The organism is Pseudomonas sp. 8(2025), assembly GCF_052665325.1.
Genome location: NZ_JBQOIE010000015.1, coordinates 149,353 through 166,915, shown reverse-complemented (window position 1 = coordinate 166,915; position 17,563 = coordinate 149,353). Strand labels below are relative to the sequence as shown.

The 17,563-nt window shown below is 65.5% G+C and carries 16 protein-coding genes; 6 read left to right on the top strand and 10 right to left on the bottom strand.

The window, feature by feature from the left end; translation table 11 throughout:
* Positions 1–56: 56 nt before the first annotated feature.
* Complete coding sequence (locus ACUXVH_RS25590; RefSeq protein WP_230493592.1) at positions 57–329, top strand: hypothetical protein; 273 nt, start codon at positions 57–59, stop codon at positions 327–329.
* A gap of 87 nt (positions 330–416) precedes the next feature.
* Here the strand turns inward: ACUXVH_RS25590 and ACUXVH_RS25585 are convergent, their stop codons facing one another.
* On the bottom strand, positions 417–1,070 hold the full coding sequence (locus ACUXVH_RS25585) for a hypothetical protein (protein ID WP_065363588.1): 654 nt from the start codon (positions 1,068–1,070) through the stop codon (positions 417–419).
* Between the two features lie 188 nt (positions 1,071–1,258).
* Positions 1,259–2,491 (bottom strand): diaminopimelate decarboxylase, encoded by a 1,233-nt coding sequence (gene lysA, locus ACUXVH_RS25580; protein ID WP_011060616.1) that lies wholly within the window; start codon positions 2,489–2,491, stop codon positions 1,259–1,261.
* A 129-nt stretch (positions 2,492–2,620) separates the two neighbouring features.
* Between lysA and ACUXVH_RS25575 the strand changes: the two genes are divergently transcribed.
* Together ACUXVH_RS25575 and ACUXVH_RS25570 are read left to right on the top strand one after the other, a co-directional pair.
* Positions 2,621–3,565 carry a LysR family transcriptional regulator gene (locus tag ACUXVH_RS25575; protein WP_015635101.1) on the top strand — a complete coding sequence of 315 codons (945 nt, stop codon included), beginning with the start codon at positions 2,621–2,623 and terminating at the stop codon, positions 3,563–3,565.
* A gap of 195 nt (positions 3,566–3,760) precedes the next feature.
* Complete coding sequence (locus ACUXVH_RS25570) at positions 3,761–4,063, top strand: hypothetical protein (RefSeq protein WP_065363589.1); 303 nt, start codon at positions 3,761–3,763, stop codon at positions 4,061–4,063.
* Between the two features lie 133 nt (positions 4,064–4,196).
* Here ACUXVH_RS25570 and ACUXVH_RS25565 read toward each other — a convergent pair whose 3' ends face one another.
* From ACUXVH_RS25565 to ACUXVH_RS25555, 3 genes are read right to left on the bottom strand one after another with little or no spacing between them, the layout of a single operon-like run.
* Complete coding sequence (locus tag ACUXVH_RS25565) at positions 4,197–5,375, bottom strand: acetyl-CoA C-acetyltransferase (protein ID WP_077935048.1); 1,179 nt, start codon at positions 5,373–5,375, stop codon at positions 4,197–4,199.
* Between the two features lie 11 nt (positions 5,376–5,386).
* Complete coding sequence (locus ACUXVH_RS25560; RefSeq protein ID WP_011060620.1) at positions 5,387–6,046, bottom strand: CoA transferase subunit B; 660 nt, start codon at positions 6,044–6,046, stop codon at positions 5,387–5,389.
* A gap of 36 nt (positions 6,047–6,082) precedes the next feature.
* Positions 6,083–6,781 (bottom strand): CoA transferase subunit A, encoded by a 699-nt coding sequence (locus tag ACUXVH_RS25555; RefSeq protein ID WP_011060621.1) that lies wholly within the window; start codon positions 6,779–6,781, stop codon positions 6,083–6,085.
* A gap of 152 nt (positions 6,782–6,933) precedes the next feature.
* Between ACUXVH_RS25555 and ACUXVH_RS25550 the strand changes: the two genes are divergently transcribed.
* Positions 6,934–7,836 (top strand): LysR family transcriptional regulator, encoded by a 903-nt coding sequence (locus ACUXVH_RS25550; RefSeq protein WP_015635104.1) that lies wholly within the window; start codon positions 6,934–6,936, stop codon positions 7,834–7,836.
* 3 nt (positions 7,837–7,839) lie between these two features.
* Here the strand turns inward: ACUXVH_RS25550 and ACUXVH_RS25545 are convergent, their stop codons facing one another.
* Together ACUXVH_RS25545 and ACUXVH_RS25540 are read right to left on the bottom strand one after the other, a co-directional pair.
* A complete protein-coding gene (locus ACUXVH_RS25545; protein WP_065363680.1) occupies positions 7,840–8,682 on the bottom strand; it encodes an NAD-dependent protein deacetylase in 843 nt (280 codons plus the stop codon).
* A gap of 83 nt (positions 8,683–8,765) precedes the next feature.
* Positions 8,766–9,731 (bottom strand): helix-turn-helix transcriptional regulator, encoded by a 966-nt coding sequence (locus ACUXVH_RS25540; protein ID WP_065363681.1) that lies wholly within the window; start codon positions 9,729–9,731, stop codon positions 8,766–8,768.
* Positions 9,732–9,890: 159 nt separating this feature from the next.
* Here ACUXVH_RS25540 and ACUXVH_RS25535 point away from each other — a divergent pair, with 159 nt between their 5' ends.
* Positions 9,891–11,096, top strand: coding sequence for an MFS transporter (locus ACUXVH_RS25535; protein ID WP_065363682.1), 1,206 nt, complete (start codon positions 9,891–9,893; stop codon positions 11,094–11,096).
* Here ACUXVH_RS25535 and ACUXVH_RS25530 read toward each other — a convergent pair.
* The 3 genes from ACUXVH_RS25530 to ACUXVH_RS25520 form a co-directional block, all read right to left on the bottom strand.
* Entirely contained in the window at positions 11,086–12,717 is a 1,632-nt protein-coding gene (locus ACUXVH_RS25530; RefSeq protein WP_019092913.1) for a methyl-accepting chemotaxis protein, read from the bottom strand. The genes ACUXVH_RS25535 and ACUXVH_RS25530 overlap by 11 nt on opposite strands.
* Positions 12,718–12,929: 212 nt before the next feature.
* Complete coding sequence (locus tag ACUXVH_RS25525) at positions 12,930–15,155, bottom strand: LTA synthase family protein (RefSeq protein WP_065363683.1); 2,226 nt, start codon at positions 15,153–15,155, stop codon at positions 12,930–12,932.
* Positions 15,156–15,435: 280 nt separating this feature from the next.
* Positions 15,436–16,506: an AbrB family transcriptional regulator gene (locus ACUXVH_RS25520; protein WP_041752151.1), complete on the bottom strand. Its 1,071-nt coding sequence runs from the start codon at positions 16,504–16,506 to the stop codon at positions 15,436–15,438.
* A gap of 134 nt (positions 16,507–16,640) precedes the next feature.
* Here ACUXVH_RS25520 and ACUXVH_RS25515 point away from each other — a divergent pair, with 134 nt between their 5' ends.
* The gene (locus tag ACUXVH_RS25515) at positions 16,641–17,552 is read left to right on the top strand and encodes a LysR family transcriptional regulator (RefSeq protein WP_011060629.1); all 912 of its coding nucleotides are present in this window, start codon (positions 16,641–16,643) and stop codon (positions 17,550–17,552) included.
* Positions 17,553–17,563: the final 11 nt, after the last annotated feature.

Genomic DNA, 17,563 nt, shown 5'->3' with positions numbered 1-17,563 from the left:
GCATCGACAAGAACGGTAGCAAGCGCACCCTGTTCAACTGGGCGATGGGCGCCTACATGAGCTACCAATGGAGCCATGGGCCGCGCTTCGAGGACAGCCATGTGCAGAACCGTGCGATGTCCGGCAACGATCAGTACCTCAAGCACCGTTCGGTCAAGCAGCTGTTCTACGACTTTTCCTGTTCCAACTATCCGTTCTTCGTGCTGGATACCCGTACCCAGCGCTTTGTCGATGATGTGCCCGGCGCCTTGCAGGACAACCACCTGCTGGGCCGACCTTCACTGCACCCGGCCGAACCCGGCCAGTTGGATCGCTTGTGCGCCTGGTGACAGCAAGCAGGACGCTAGCGTCAACGACCAGCCGGAGCGGCTGCAACTGATGCCCTGGTAGCGGGGCTGGCCCTGGGCGCACCTGCTCTAGTGGCCTGTCACATGGAGTTGGTGCAGATGGCTCACCCGCCCGAGAAACATCATCTGGCGCATGTACATCGCCACGAGCAGGGCCAGGGCGCTAAAGCCGTTGAACCAGGGATGCTGGACCATGGACAGCGCCCCACAGGCGCTGAAGCCGATTTCGATCAGGGCCAGGGCGATAAAGCCGGTCAACAGGTTCTGGCAGAGGCTGACCTCCGCCATCGCCTTGACCAGGGTCTTGCCGGCGCCGTCATCTGCCTGGATGACTTCATCCAGTTGCCTGGTCACCGCCTTCCACCTGGCGAAGCTGGAGAATGCCGGGGCGTCTGCCAGGCCTACCAGCGCCGCCAGGAACCTGAAGCGGTTCAGCGTAGCGATGGATAGCCAGTCCCAGAGCGGGGCGAAGCCGGTGAAGACGATACCGGACACGTAGCTGAGGATGATCAGCACGAACAACAGGGCGCCGCCGAGAATATCGGGGGGTTGCAGCTGTTCGTGGGGGTACTTGAAGGCCAGGACGATCCAGAACGCCATGCCCGGGCAGATCCGCGCAATCAGATCGTAATAGACGCTGGGAATGAGGTTGAGGATCGAGGTGAGCCCGCTGCCGCCCTCGCTCTTGCCAGGCTCTTTCTTGCCCTTGTCTGCTTCGCACATGGCGCTCTCCCTTGCCCAGGAACTCCTGGCTCCTAACTCTTAGTTCAAGGGGGGAGCGTTGTCCACGGAACGGGCTGGACAAGCACTTTCAGTGCTGCCAGGGCAGGGGGACGCCTCGAACACACGGTTGGGCGAACACAGGGCCTGGGTGCCCTGTGTCCCTTTGCCGGTCAGTACCCAGGGGCGGCTTACAGCCCCAGTTCCAGCGCCAGCAGGTCCGCCAGTGGCTGGCGGCGGCGGATCAGTTTCGGCTGGCCGTTCTCGAACAGCACCTCCGGCAGCAGCGGGCGGCTGTTGTAGTTGGAGGACATGCTGGCGCCATAGGCGCCGGTGTCGTGCAGTACCAGCAGGTCGCCGACCCGGGCCTGGGGCAGGGGGCGCGGGGTCAGGCATTCGTCGTCCTGGGTGAAGATGTCGCCGGACTCGCACAGCGGGCCGCCGACCACGGTCAGCTGTTGCGGGCGCTCCACCGGGTGGCCGGCGGCGTCCAGCAGGCTCATGCCGTGGTAGGCGCCGTACATGGCCGGGCGCATCAGGTCGTTGAACCCGGTATCCACCAGCACGAAGTGATGCTGGCCGGCGGTCTTCACCACCCGCACTTCGCTGACCAGGCAGCCGGCCTCGGCCACCAGGAAGCGCCCCGGTTCGATCTCCATGCGCACGCCGTGGCCCAGGTAGGCCTCGATCTCCTGGCGCGCCACTTTCCAGGCATTGGCGTAACGCTGCACGTCCACCGGGGTGTCGCCCTCGCGGTAGGGGGTGGACAGGCCGCCGCCGATGGAGAAGGCCTCGAGGTCGTGGTCCAGGGATTTCACCGCCGCCACCATGGCTGCGCCCACCTGTTCCAGGTGGTCGTAGTCGACCCCGGAGCCGATGTGCATGTGCAGGCCCACCAGGTGCAGGCCATGCTGGCGGATCACCGCCAGGGCTTCGCTCATCTGGTCGTGCCAGATGCCGTGCTTGCTGTTTTCGCCACCGGTGTTGGTCTTGCGGCTGTGGCCGTGGCCGAAGCCCGGGTTGATCCGCAGCCAGACCCGGTGCCCCGGGGATTTCTCCCCCAACTGGCGGAGCATGTCGATGGAGCCGGCGTTGACTTCCACCTGCAGTTCCACCACCCGGGCCAGGGTGGCCTCGTCGAACAGGTCGCAGGTGAAGACGATGCCGGCATCCACCGGGCTGAAGCCGGCCAGCAGGGCGCGTTCGATTTCCCCCAGGGACACCGCATCGACCCGTACCCCGGCCTCGCGGATCAGGCGCAGCAGGTGCAGGTTGGACGAGGCCTTCTGGGCGTAGCGCACCACGTCGAACGCCTGCAACTGGGCGATGCGCGCCTGGATGGTGGCGGCGTCATAGCACCACAGTGGAGTGCCGTACTGGCGGGCGGCGGCGACAAGTTGAGCGGGGGAAAATGGAATGGCCATGGCGAATGCAATCTGTGATCAGTGGGAATGGAGGCAGCATGCCCGTTGGTGGCTATTCAAGAAAATATCTATTCTTTGCCAAGATATTCATATTTGATATGGGCTGGTTGATTAAGCGAGTTTCCCGCCATGGACATCTCCCTGCGGCACATCGAAGTGTTCCGCGCCATCATGCAGGCCGGCAGCGTCACCGGCGCCGCGCGCCTGCTGTTTACTTCGCAGCCCACCGTGAGTCGCGAGCTGGCCCGGCTGGAAACGCTTTCCGGCTTGCGCCTGTTCGATCGTGAAGGCGGGCGCCTGCTGCCCACGGCCCAGGCCCTGCTGTTGCTGGAGGAAGTCGAGCGGGCCTATGTGGGGCTGGAGCGGATCAACAGCGTGGCCCAGTCGATCCGCCGTTTCGAGCACGGCCAGTTGAGCCTGAGCTGCCTGCCGCTGTTCTCCCAGACCCTGCTGCCGCCGGTGTGCAAGCAGTTCCAGGCGCAGCACCCGGGCATCGGCCTGAGCATCACCGCCCAGGAATCGCCGCTGTTGGAAGAGGCCCTCAGTGCCCAGCGCCATGACCTGGGCCTGACCGAAAGCGAGCACCTGCCCCGGGGCACCCAGGGCGAACTGCTGTTCTGCGCCGACATGGTCTGCATCCTCGCGGACGACCATCCGCTGCTGGCCAGGCCACGGCTGGCGCTTGCGGATTTTCGCGGCCAGGACTTCATCAACCTCTCGGGCCTGGATATCTACCGCCAGACCCTGGATGAGCATTTTCGCCAGGCCGGGGTGGATCGCCGGATAGTTGTGGAAACCACCAACGCAGCTTCGGTGTGCGCCATGGTGCGCCAGCGGCTCGGGGTGGCGATCATCAATCCCTTGAGTGCCATGGAAGAGGCCGGGCGCGGCCTGGCGATCCGGCCGTTGCAGCTGTCGGTGCCCTATCGGGTGATGCTGATCCGCCCGGATTACCGGCCCTCGTCGAGTTTTGTCGAGGGTTTCAGTGAAGCCCTGCGCACCCAGGCCAAGGCACTGCAAGAGCAGGTCGGGCGGATAGTGCAGGGAGGGCAAGGGGTGAATCGCTCAGGCTGATGGGGGGGGCGTGGCCCAATGTTCAGCTTGTTGGTGAAGAGGGCGCGTTGGCGCTTCAGGGAAACATGTCCCTCTCGTATGGCGGCAGACAGTTACCGAGGATAGCCCTGCGGTCGGCTGATCTTGTGGCAAGCCTCAGGTGCAGGCCCGGACCGTAGCGACTCAACCCCCTGACCAGTTCTGGAGTCAAATAAAATGCCTATTGCCATTCACGCACGCAACAACACCGCCGCTGCGCAGCAAGTCGCCATCAGGAATACCGCCCAGGGCAACAACCTGGCCAACGTCAACATACCTGCCCAGGGCAACGTGGTTCTTTATGTCCTGCAAGCGGATGCCAGTGCCGACCTGTATCTGATCTGCAATGCCAATGCTGCCCAGGCTGCCCAGTTGAGCGTCGTCTACCGGGGCCATAGCAGTGTGGTTCAAGACAGCGACTGGGCCCGCCAATGGACAGTCGATGGTGCCGTGGATGGCGTACAGCTGGACCTGGCATAGCGGGAAAAACTCGCTGGCAAAGACCATCCTGCGCACGCCTTGCCCGTAGGAGCCAGCTTGCTGGCGAAGGCGCTCTCACGGGCGCCTTCGCTGGCAAGCCAGCTCCTACAAGGAGGGCGGTTTTGCGCGGAGGTTAGCGCTCGATCGCCAGGGCCACGCCCTGGCCGCCGCCGATGCACAGGGTCGCCAGGCCCTTTTTGGCATCACGCTTGATCATTTCATGCAGCAGGGTCACCAGCACCCGGCAGCCCGATGCACCAATCGGGTGGCCGATGGCGATCGCACCGCCGTTGACGTTGACCTTGCTGGCGTCCCATTCCAGCTCCTTGGCCACCGACAGCGACTGCGCGGCGAAGGCTTCGTTGGCTTCGATCAGGTCCAGCTGGTCCAGGGTCCAGCCGGCCTTGTCCAGGCAGCGGCGGGTGGCCGAGACCGGGCCGATGCCCATGATCGCCGGGTCGACGCCGGCGTTGGCGTAGGCAGCAATTTTTGCCAGCACCGGCAGGCCCAGGGCCCGGGCCTTGCTGGCGCTCATCAGCATCACCGCGGCAGCGCCGTCGTTCAGCGCCGAGGCGTTGCCGGCGGTGACGCTGCCGTCTTTCTTGAACGCCGGCTTGAGCTTGGCCAGGGCTTCGGCGGTGGTGCCGGGGCGCGGCTGCTCGTCGGTGGCGAAGGTCAGCGGCTCGCCCTTGCGTTGGGGAATCTGGATCGGGGTGATCTCGTCGACAAAGCGCCCGGCCTCGATGGCCGCTGCGGCTTTCTGTTGGGAAGCGGCGGCGAAGGCGTCCTGGGCTTCACGGCTGATGCCGTATTTCTCCACCAGGTTCTCGGCGGTGATGCCCATGTGGTAGTCGTTGAAGGCGTCCCACAGGCCGTCGCTGATCATGGAGTCGACCATCTGGCTGTGGCCCATGCGCAGGCCGGTGCGGGCGCCGGGCAGCACGTAGTTGGACAGGCTCATGTTTTCCTGGCCGCCGGCGATGATCACCTCGGCATCGCCGCAGCGGATGGCCTGGGCGCCCAGGTGCAGGGCCTTGAGGCCGGAGCCGCAGACCTTGTTCAGGGTCATGGCGGGTACCGCGTGGGGCAGGCCGGCCTTGATCGCGGCCTGGCGGGCGGGGTTCTGCCCGGCGCCGGCGGTGAGCACCTGGCCCATGAGCACTTCGTCGACCTGGGCCGGGTCGATGCCGGTCTGGGCCAGCAATTGGCGGATGACCGCGGCGCCCAGGTCAACGGCGGGAATGTTCGCCAGGGAGCCCTGGAAACTGCCCACGGCGGTGCGGGTGGCGGCAACGATTACGACGTCTTGCATGATGGGGCTCCTCAGGCGAACTGCATTTCAGGCACGTGGTCCGGCACGATCAGCTTGCCGGCGGTCTTGCTGACGATTTCCTCGACGCTGACCCCGGGGGCGCGTTCCTTGAGGATGAAGGCGCCGTTCTCGATCTCCAGGTACGCAAGGTCGGTGAGCACGCGCTTGATGCACTGGGCGCCGGTCAGCGGCAGGCTGCAACGGCTGAGCAATTTGGATTCGCCGTCTTTCGAGGCGTGGGTCATGGTGACGATGATGTTCTCGGCACCGGCCACCAGGTCCATGGCGCCGCCCATGCCCTTGACCAGCTTGCCGGGGATCATCCAGGAGGCGATGTTGCCCTGCACGTCCACTTCGAAGGCGCCAAGCACGGTCAGGTCGATATGGCCGCCGCGGATCATCGCGAAGGATTCGGCGGACGAGAAGATCGAGGCGCCGATGCGCGCGGTCACCGTCTGTTTGCCGGCGTTGATCATGTCGGCGTCGACTTCGTCCTCGGTGGGGAAGGCGCCCATGCCCAGGAGGCCGTTTTCCGACTGCAGCATGACTTCCATGCCGTCGGGGATGTAGTTGGCCACCAGGGTCGGGATGCCGATGCCAAGGTTGACGTAGAAGCCGTCCTGCAGTTCGCGGGCGACGCGCTGAGCCATTTGTTCGCGGGTAAGAGCCATGTTTGTTGTCCTTTTAGTCGGGCTGGGGAAGGGCGATCACTTGCGCACGGTGCGCTGTTCGATGCGCTTCTCGAAGGTGCCGCAGATGACCCGGTCGACGTAGATGCCGGGGGTGTGGATCTGCGTCGGGTCCAGCTCGCCCGGTTCGACGATTTCTTCCACTTCGACCACGGTGATCTTGCCGGCGGTGGCCGCCAGGGGGTTGAAGTTCTGCGCGGTGTGGCGGTAGACCACGTTGCCGAAGTGGTCGGCCTTCCAGCCCTTGACGATGGCGAAGTCACCGGTGATGGACTCTTCCATCAGGTAGGTGCGGCCCTTGAATTCGCGGGTTTCCTTGCCGTCGGCCACCGGGGTGCCGACGCCGGTGGCGGTGAAGAAGGCCGGGATCCCGGCGCCGCCGGCGCGCATTTTTTCCGCCAGGGTGCCCTGGGGGGTCAGTACCACTTCGATCTCGCCGCTGAGCAACTGCTTCTCGAACAGGGCGTTTTCACCCACGTAGGAAGCGATCACCTTGCTGATCTGGCGGTCTTCCAGGAGCACGCCCAGGCCGAAACCGTCGACCCCGCAGTTGTTGGACACCACGGTCAGGTCGCGGGTACCGCGGCGCTTGATCTCGGCGATCAGGTTTTCGGGGATACCGCACAGGCCGAAGCCGCCGGCGATCACGGTCATGCCGTCTTGCAGACCTTCCAGGGCTTCCTCGTAGGACGCCACGCGCTTGTCGAAACCTGCCATTTGCACCTTCCTCTTTCTTGTTCGTTGGCGGCTGGCCAGCCGTTTGCGGGCCAGTGTTGCGCCGCGGGATTGATTTGTTAAGTTGATTTTTAAGGTTGATTGATTGGAAAAGCAGCATAATCCAGGGCGGCATACACCCAAGAGAATGGCAGATGACGGTTAAACAGATACGGGCATTTCTGGCCGTGGCCCACAGTTTGAGCTTTGCCCTGGCCTGCGAACGGCTGCACCTGTCGCAGTCGGCCCTGAGCCTGACGATCAAGGCGCTGGAGGAAGGCCTGGGTGGGCGCCTGTTCACGCGCAATACGCGCAATGTGGCCCTGACCCCGGAAGGCGAGGCCCTGCTGCCCCTGGCGCGGCGTCTGATCGCCGACTGGGACAACGCCGAGGACGAACTGCGCCAGCGTTTCACCCTGCAGCGAGGCCGGGTGACCCTGGCGGCGATGCCGTCCTTTGCCGGCAACCTGCTGCCGCCGATCCTCAAGCACTTTCGGGCCCGCTATCCCCAGGTCAACGTCACGGTCAACGACGTGGTCAACGAGCAGGTGCTGGAGATGGTCCGTGATCGCGAGGTGGAGCTGGGGGTGGCGTTCGAGCCCCAGGACAGCACCTCGCTGGTGTTCACCCCGCTGTACATCGACCGCTTTGTCGCCGTGGTGCCCCGGGATTCGCCCCTGGCCCGGCGCAGCGAGATCGACTGGCAGGCGCTGTTGCAGGAGCCCTTCATCACCTTGCAGCGGCCGTCCACGGTGCGGGTGATGCTCGAAGATCACCTGCGGGCACGGGGCGTGCAACTGCCGGTGGAGTTTGAAAGCCACCAGTTGGCGACCGTGGGGCGCATGGTCGCCAGCGGCCTGGGGGTGAGTGCGGTGCCGGCGTTGTGCGCCCAGCAGATGCGCGAGCTGGGCGGGCACTGCCTGACCCTGCACGATCCGGTGGTGGAGCGGGCCATTGGTGTACTGACCAAGCCGGGGGACGAGCTGTCCACCGCGGCCCAGGCGCTGTTCGACATCCTGCGCGAGGAAAACCTCGGCCAGCGCCTGGCGCTACTCTGAGGCTCAACGCAGCAGGCGTTCGGCCAACTGGGGCAGCAACAGGTCACAGGGCTCGCCGAGCTTGAGGTCCAGCAGCTCGTCGGCGCGGGTCTTGCCGAAGTTGATGGCCAGCAGCGGCTTGCCTTGCTCGGCCACGGCGCGGCACAGGCGGAACGCCGAATAGGCCATCAGCGACGAACCCACCACCAGCAGGCCTGCGGCTTCGTGCACGGCGCTCAAGGCCCGGGCCGCGGTGGCCGCGGCCACGTTCTCGCCGAAGAACACCACATCGGGTTTCAATCGCGAGCCATTGCAGTAGGGGCAATGGGGCACCTGGAAGCGTTCCTCGAAGGCCGGGTCCAGCAGGGTGTCGCCGTCCGGCGCCTGCACCGCGTCAACGCCGGCCAGGTAAGGGTTGTGCGCCTCCAGTTGCTGCTGGATGGCCTCCCGCTGGCTGCGCTGGCCGCAGTCCAGGCACAAGACCCGCTGCAGGCTGCCGTGGAGCTCGATGACCTCCAGGCTGCCGGCCTCGTCGTGCAGGGCATCGACATTCTGAGTGATCACCCCGGCGATCCGGCCTGCGGCCTGCAGCTGCGCCAACGCCTGGTGCGCGGCATTCGGCCGGGCCTGGCGAATGCGCGGCCAGCCGAGCATGGCCCGGGCCCAGTAGCGCCGACGGGCGTTGGCCTCGCTGACGAACTCCTGGTACATCATTGGCTGCTTGCCGCGGCGCACGCCTTCGCTGTCGCGATAGTCGGGGATCCCCGACGGGGTGCTGATACCGGCGCCGGTGAGGACCATGAACGGCTTGCCGTGCATGGCGGCGGCGAGTTGTTCGAACGGAGGGGCAGTAGGGCGGTCGATCATGGGCTGCACTCGTTTCCAGTGGCCAGGGACGCCTACCAGAAATAGACGCAAAGCCCTCGCGGCGCCAGTGTTTTACCCAAGGTTCAGCGCCGGGGACCGAACACCGACTTGGGTGGCTTGCCATAGAACCGGGTAAAGGCCGCACTGAAATTGCCGGGAAAGCGGTAGCCCACCTGATAGGCCGCCTGGGCCACCTGGCACCCGCCCTCCAGCAGGCGGTGGGCATGGCCCATGCGGATTTCCAGGAGCATGCGCTGCGGCGTGGTGTGGTAGTGCTCGCGCAGGCCCTGCTTGAGCTTGAACTCGTTGAGACCCACAGCGGCGCACAGGTAGGCCACGGTCAAGGGCTGGTGCATCTGCTCGAACATCAGGTCGCGCACCCGCTGCAGCCGTTCAAGTTCGGCGGCCTTCAGGCGCCGGCCCGGGACGGCAGGGGCGGGTGCCAGGGCCTGCAATTGCAAGGACAGCAGGCTCAGGGCGTGGATATGCAGCTCCAGCGTCGGTGGCTGTTGCAGGCCCAAGGGTTGGGCCAGTGCACTGAGATGGCCGGCACTGGCCCGGGAAGTGGGCCCGCAGGCCAGCAGTTGCAAGGCGTCCTGGCCCAGCAACTCACAGGCCCGGGCGGGCCCCAGGTACTGCTGGAGCAGGGCTTCGCCCACCAGCAGGCGCAGTTGCGCCACCGTTTCATTGGCGCCATAACGGCGTTCGCCTCGGCTGGCCTGGAAGGCGGTGACGGTGGTGTGTCCGGCGCGAAACGCCAGGCTCGAACCCTTGGCATCCAGGTAGCCCGAAGTACCTTGCAGGGCGCAGGTGATCACCAGTAAGCGGCCTGCGTGGCAACTGCTGGCCTCCTCGATCAAGGGGCGATTGGGGTGATAGCGCGAGCGCACCAGGGTCAGGCCCTGAGCCAAGGGCAGGCTCTCGAAATGGCAATCGCCCAGAATCTCGGGCAACTGCTGGCGTGACCCGCCGCCCGGGGCCTGGCTGTGCTCGCGTGGTGCGTGGCACGGCAAGCGATAGGACTGGGAAGAACCGGGTGCAACGGCCATGTTCGCGCTCCTGCAATGGATGTTCTGCGTTTGCCATGGGAATGGATCCGTTTCCCATATGAACACGCATGATAAGCATTCTCGCTAAAAAGTAAGCTGTTTCCCAAGCAGGGGCGAGCCTCGCAATCTTGCGGCGCCCCACCTGCAAAGGAGCAAGCAATGAACCTGCAGAACTTGAAAACCGCCGGTCCCCGGGGGCTCTGGCTGCGCACGGTACTGGTGTGTGCCATGGGTCTGCCGATGCTGATCTTCTACGCCATCGGCACCCTCGGGCCCTTGCTGATCGCTGATCTTGGGGTGGCGCCCCACTGGCTGGGCTGGCTGGTGATGAGCGCTTTTGGCCTGGCGGCATTGCTGTCTTTGTGGGCGGGGCCGCTGGTGAACCGGCTCGGCACTCGGCGGGCCCTGGCCTTGCTGTTCTGGGCGACCCTGGCGGGGTATGGCCTGCTGGTCAGCCTGCCGGGATTTGCCGGGGTGCTGCTGGCCCTGGCGATCTGCGGAGTGGCCCAGGCCCTGGCCAACCCGGTGACCAATCTGCTGGTGTCCGAGTGTGTCGAGGCTCGTAGCAAGGCCGCGGTGGTGGGGCTGAAACAGTCTGGGGTGCAGCTGTCCGCGCTGATCGCCGGCCTGTTGCTGCCGCCTCTGGCCGGGTCTCTGGGTTGGCGCGCGGCCCTGGCCTGCCTGCTCCTGCCGACCTTGCTGCTGGCCCTGTGGGGGCCAAAGGTGGCGGCGGGCAGCGCAGCGGGCAAGACCATGAGCCTGAAGATTCCCCGGCCGAATTCACGGCTGGCGCTGCTGCTGAGCGTGCAGTTGTGTGTCGGCCTGGTGCTCTCGTCCTTCGTGACCTTTCTTGGGGTATTCGCGGCTCGCCAAGGGATGGCGGTCGGCGAGACCGGAGCCATGGTCGCCGGGTTCGGGGTCATGGGCATCCTGGCCCGGACCTTGTTGACGCCACTGGCAGCACGTATGGCCGAGGAATCCTGGTTGCTGCTGACGTTATTGCTCCTTGCCAGCCTGGCCCTGGCGGTGACTGCCCAGGCCACGCCCCAGGCGCACTGGCCCTTGTGGTTCGGCACCCTGGGCATGGGCTTGACCGCCGTGGCCACCAATGCCATCGCCATGAGCATGCTGCTGCGCGATCCGGCCTTTGGCAGCCCAGCCTCGGCCTCGGGCCTACTTTCGGCGGGCTTCTTCGCCGGGTTCGCCCTCGGGCCGGTACTGTTCGGTACCGTGCAACAGGGCGCGGCGGGTTTTGCCAGCGCCTGGCTGATGCTGATTGCGGTCCTGCTGCTGGGGGCGGGGCTGAGCCTGATGCTGGTGCGTGCCCGAGCCCGAGCCCTTCAGCCGGCCAGCCCTAGAGCCTGAACACGTTCACCTGCTGTTCCAGGTTCTGCGCCAGTTGCTGCAGGGAACGGGCGGTCTCGGTGGTTTCCTCCACCGCCTGGCTGTTCTGCTGGGACATCTGGGCAATGCGCTCGACGTTGCGCGCCACATCCTGGCTGGCGGCGGTCTGTTCCCGCAGGGCCAGGGAGATCTGGTCCACCACCCGCACCACATTGCCGGAGGAGGTGCGGATATTGACGATGGCTTCGCCGGCCTGCTGGGCCTGTTCGACGCCGCTTTTCACCTGATTGACTCCGACGTCCATGCTGCTCACCGCTTCCCGGGTGCCCAGCTGGATCTTGTCGACCATCTCGGTGATCTCCTGGGTCGAATTGGCCGTGCGCTGGGCCAGCAGGCGCACTTCATCGGCGACCACGGCAAAGCCACGGCCTTGCTCGCCGGCCCGGGCGGCCTCGATGGCCGCATTGAGGGCCAGCAGGTTGGTCTGCTCGGCAATGCCCTTGATCACACTGACAATGCTGGAGATCTGTTCGGCATGCTGGCCCAGTTCACCGATCTGGGTGGCCGAAGCCTGCACGGTCTCGGCGATCAGGCGCATGCTGCCCAGGGTGTCCTGGATCACGCTGCCGCCTTCCTCGGACTGGCGCCCGGATTCGCTGGACAGGGCATGAGCGTCCCCGGCGTTGTCCGCCACATGGTTGATGCTCACCGTCAGTTCTTCCACCGTGGCGGCCATGGATGAGGCCGAGTGGGACTGTTCCTGGGCCGATGCCGAGAGCTGCAGCGAGGCACTGGAAATGCTCTGGGAGGCGCTCACCAGTTGCTCGGCTCCCAGCTTGATCTGGCTGATCATCGACCGCAGGCGCTCCTGCATGGCGGCGAAAGCCTGCTGCAGCTCGCTGACTTCATCGCGCCCCTGGGTGCTGATGCGGTTGTCCAGGTGGCCGGCGGCGATGGCCTCGGCCACTTCCACGGACTGGCGGATGCGTCCCACCAGGTTGCTCGACAGCGACCAGGCAACGAGCATGGCCAGCAGTGCCGCCAGCATGCCGCCGCCGAGCAGGATCGCCAGGGCCGAAGCCTTGGCGTTGTCCATGGCCTGGCTGCGGGCGTCCTGCAGGCTTTTTTCCGCTTCGCGCAACTCACTGGTGAGCTGGCGCATGGCGTCCATCTTGGCCTTGTCGCGGCCGGCGCTGATCTGCTCGGCCATGGCGGTGGCCGGCTGAGTCCCGGCATTGATCGCCCGGCGCAGGGCCAGGTTGCCCTGGATGTCCTCGCGCAGCCACTGGTCGTGCAGGGCCTTGAGTCGCTCCAGGCGCGCCTGCTGCTCGGGGTTGTCGGCGGTGCTGCTCTTGATCCGGGCGTAGTAGTCGGTAAAGGCTTTTTCGCCTTGTTCCAGAGGTTCGAGGAAGCTGTCGCGACCGGTCAGGGCATAACCGCGCATGCCGGTCTCGATATTGATCAGGCTGCGCAAGAGGGCGTCGGACTGGTTCAGCACTTCATGGCTGTGGATGGTGCTTTTGACGCTGCTGCTGACTTGATCGAAGCCGCGCAGGGCCGCCAGCACCAGCAGCAGGAGGATCAGCAGGACGACGCCGAAACCGGCATAGAGCTTTTGCGAAATGCTCAGATTGGAAAACATAGGAAGGACCGCTCCTAAACCGTTGACTGAATGCTTCACAGGGGCGTGCCTCGATGAGGCAGCGTGATAGCTCAATGATGTTTAAATGACATCAATGGTCCGACTTTTCCTGTACAAAAAAAGTTTCATGTACAGGAAAATATTTTTGCGGGGCAGGCAGAAGGGCGCGCCGAGCATCGCCCCAAGGGGGGCGGCTCGGCGTGCGGCAGGGGTCAGCTGGAGTGGGCGTTGCTGTCTTCTTCGGGGTCGACGCTTTCGGTCTGCCCCGGCAACTCGGTGATCACGCTGAAGTCGCTGACTTCCACCGCCCCCAGGCCATAGCCCAGCAGGTGGAAGGAGAAGGCCTTGCGGGTTTCCGGGTTGTCGAAGCTGAAGTCCATCTGCAACGGCTGGTCGGGTGTGACCAGCATTTCTTCAGGCAGGCCCAGGGGCACGTCCTGTTCCAGTTCCTTGCCCTTGAGCAGGATGTAGGCATTTTGCTGCGGGTCGGCGGAGCGCACGGTGAAGCGCACCCGGGTCTGGGAGCCCTTGGGCATTTCCAGGTACTGGGCGCCGATCAGGTTGTCGGCCCAGTCGTCCTTGATCTGTGCCTGCAGCGGGATGATCGCCGGGCTGCCGAACTGGTAGTGCTGGTTCAGCGGCGACTGCAGCAGGCTGCGGTCCAGGTTCGCCGCACGCGCGCTGATCTGCCGGGCCCGCAGGCCGCCGTACTGGCCTTGCAGGCTGGCGCTGTCGGCGATGAAACCGGGGCTGGCGTAGTAGCGGCAGCGCTGTTGGAAGTCGCACTCGGTGAAGGTGCCCTGGCCATCGTGGTAGCGCAGCTTGCCGTTGGTGTAGGACATGATTTCCCGGCCCTGGGCATAGTCGCGCAACAGCGAGCGGCCGCTGAGGCTGGCGGGCACCGGCAGGCCGAAGTAGTCCAGCACCGAGGCGCTGAGGTCGACGTGGCCGTAGGTGCCGGACTTGAGATGGGGCAGCAGGTCCTGGTCCGGGGCGAGCATCAGGTTGAAGCCCCAGGACGAAGCCAGGCGCACGCCGTCGATGCCGTGGGACTCATCGGAGGTAATGATCACCAGGGTGTCCTTGAGCACGCCCTTGCGCTCCAGGCCCGTGAGGAACTGGTCGATGGCGTCGTCCAGGTAGCCCACGGCGGCCTGCTTCGGCGTCTCATAGCGTTCCAGGTAGTCCTCGGGCGCCGAGTAGGGCTGGTGGGTGCCGACGGTCAGCAGGGTGAGCATCCACGGCTTCTTGTTCTTCTTCAGCTGGTCGACGTAGCCCAGGGCGCCTTCGAAGAAGGCCTTGTCGTCCTTGCCCCAGGGGAACTCCAGGTAGTTGTCGTTCTTGAACCACTCCAGGCCATGGGTCGAATCGAAGCCGATGTGCGGCATGATCTTGTCCTTGGCCATGAAGCGCAGGCCGGCGCCCTGCAGGTAGTGGGTGTTGAAACCGAACTTGTGCATCTGCGCCGGCAGGCAGGCCTGGTTGCGCTGGCTCTGGGTGAGCATCTCGACGCCCTTGGGGGTGCCGTTGTCGAGCTTGTCGTAGTCGCCGCAGAGCATGGCGTACAGGCCGCGGATGGTCTGGTGGCTGTGCAGCACGTAGTCCGGGGTGTTCATGCCGCGCTCGGCCCAGGCGCTGAGCTTGGGCATCAGGTCTTCCTGGTAGCGGCTGTTCAGGGCTTCGCGGTTGGTGCGGATATAGGCACCGGGAATACCTTCGAGGGTGATCAGCAGCACGTTACGCGCGCGGCCTGCGCTGGGCAGCAGCGGCTGGCCTTCCAGGTCCAGGCGGGTGAGCCCGGCCATGGGCGGTGGGGCATCGGCGACGTCGCCTTGCAGCCAGTCCTCCACCTGCATCTGCGCCTGGCCGGTGGCAGTGGCCAGGGCCTGGTGGGGCAGGTTGAACAGTTGCCACTGGTCGGCTTCGCTGGGCTTGAGGTACTGGATGCCGCCGTGAGCCACCAGCAACAGCACCGGCAGGCTCCAGCTATGGCGCGGCAGTGCCGGGGGGCGCACCCCGCGGTGGGCGCGCTGGACCACCAGCCACAGCACCAGCCCCAGCAACAGCGCCAGGCCCAGGTCCGGGTGGGTCAGGCCGCCGCCGGTGGAGTTGCCGACAAACTGCGGGTCCACCAGGTAGTGCAGGTCGGCGAGGTTGGGCATGCGTCCCACGGCGCTTACCAGCTCGGCGCTGACCAGGGTCAGCAGGGCCCAGACCAGCAGCACCGGCAGCGCCAGCCACCAGGGCCGGCGGTACAGGAGTACGGTCAGCAGGCTGGCGCTGGCCAGGTCCGACAGATAGCCCAGCGGGTTGGACCAGCCCAGGGCCAGGCGCGCGCCCATGGGCAGCAGCAACAGCAGGCCGAACAGGGCGCACAGGGGTGCAAGAGGGTGTTGTAGGCAACGACGGATCAACTTCACAAATAACCTGCCTGTCATCAAATCTTCACGCAAATGTGCGCGATCTTAACAAGAGCTGACGGCAAGACGTTTCTTAATCGTCAAGGAAAGACCTGGGGTCAGGCTTTGCGAATCGCCCCCAAGAGGCGGTGGAATCCGTGCAAAGCCCCAGCCTGGAAGGCTGGCGGCGAGCAGGGGCAGGTTTCACACCGCTTGGATTTACTATTTCAGGTTGTTAAAAAAATGTGCCTTGGGTGCTGATGCCGATCAATCAAGGGCAAGCACTGTAAGGGGGGGGCAGGGGAGCTTGCTCCGGCACCTATCGCGACCACTTGATGATCAGCCGGGCGAAAAACGCGCCGCTGACAATCACCGCGAACAGGCGCAGGGTCTGCATCGCCAGCACCAGGCCGACATCCGAATGGGTGTCCACCGCGATGATCGCCATGGCGTCCAGGCCGCCGGGGCTGGTGGCCAGGTAGACCGAGAGAAAGTCCTTGCCCATCCACAGGGCCAGCCCCCAGGCAGAGAGGGCACAGAGGGCGATCAGCAGCAGGGCGCCGCCGATCATCGCCGGCAGGTGGCCGAACACATAGCTCAGGGTCGGGCGGTCGAAGCGCAGGCCGATATAGCCGCCGATGGCGCCGTAGGCGCAGGCCAGCAGCCAGGACGGCAGGCTGATCTGCAACAGCCCGCTGACCTGCAGCGCGCCGCCCAGCAGCAGCGGCACCAGCAGGGCCCCGGCAGGCACCCGCGAACCCAGGAGCACACCGCAGACGATCGCCACGATGCTCAGGCCAACATTCGGCAGGCTCATGCCGTGCAGGGCCATCTGGCTGGCGTGGGCCTCGCTGCCGCTGGCCGGAGCGCCGATCCAGTGGCTGACGAGGGCCCCGACCATCACCACGCACACCACCCGCACGTATTGCATGGTGGCCACCACCCGTGAGTCGGCGCCGAACTCGTCGGCCATCGACACCATGGCCGAGGCCGCACCGGGCGCCGTGCCCCAGGCCGCGGTGCTGGCGGCAATCGCGCCGAAGCGCACCAGCACCAGGCCCACCAGGGCGCTGAGGCTGACGGTGAGCAGGGTGGCCACCAGCATCACGTGCCAGGACTGGAGCATGGCCGTGAGCACGGCGAGGGTCATGGAGTGGGCGGCGAGCATGCCCACCGAGCCCTGGCCCAGGCGAAACGCCAGGCGCGGCACGCGGATGCTGGCACCGCACACGCCAAACAGGATCGCCGTGAGCATCGGCCCGAGAAACTGCCCGGCGGGAATCTCCAGGTACTTGAGCAACTGGCCGCTTATGCCGGCCAGCAACAGCCAGGCCGGCCATTGCAGCGCCTGGGGCCAGGTATTCAGGGATAGACGAAGCGATGGCGACAAGGGACGACTCTCCAAGACGCTGGCCACTCCTGTTGCGGGAGCGGTAAAACCTGCGCCGGAGCAAATTATTGATAGCGCGATTGATCAAGTCCAGTTTCTAATTGTGATCAACTCATAACTATTGTTGATCGATCATGGACCTGCGCGACCTGACCTATTTCGACACCATCGCCGAGCTCGGCCACCTGGGCCGGGCGGCGCAGAAGCTCAACCGCAGCCAGCCGGCGCTGACCAAGAGCATCCAGCGCCTGGAGGAGTCCTTCGGCACCAAGCTGTTCGAGCGTGAAGGCCGCGGCATCAAGCTCACCGCCGTGGGTGAGTTGCTGCAGCGGCGCAGCCGGCAACTGCAGCAGAACATCGCCGAGACCCACCGCGAGGTGCGGGACTTCGCCAGCGGCGTGCTCGGCAACATCCGCCTGGGCTGCGCCGCCAGCATGGCCGAACACCTGCTGCCGCAGATGACCGCCACCTTGCTGGAGCGGGCGCCGGACATCACCTTGAACCTGGTGATCGGCCAGGACGACCTGTTGCGCGAGTCCCTGCGCTCCGGGCGCCTGGACATGGTCATCTGCCCGATGTTCGAAGGCGACCCGCACCTGAGCCACCACACCCTGTTCGAAGACCGGGCGGTGGTGGTGGCCAGCCGCGACCACCCGATATTCGCCACGCCCATGCGCCTGCGCGACTTGTGCGCCTACCGCTGGGTGCTGCCGGGCACCCGGGTGTCGGCGCGACGCTGGATCGACAACGTGTTCCAGAGCCATGAACTGCCGCTGCCCTCGGTGCAGATAGAGACCAACACCATCTCCCTGTTGCCGCGGCTGATCGCCAAGACCGGGCTGCTGAGTTTTCTGGCCCGGGAAACCCTGGACGACTTCAAGGGCATCGCCCACCTGCGGGAAGTGCCCCTGGCGCAAACCTGCATGCGCCGCAGCATCGTGGTGCTGGTACGCGCCGAAGGCTACCTGTCGCCCGCAGCCCAGGCCCTGTTGGATCTGCTCAAGAGCGATGGGCGGCAATTCTTCACGGCGGGTGACGCCCTGTGAGCCAGGGCGGC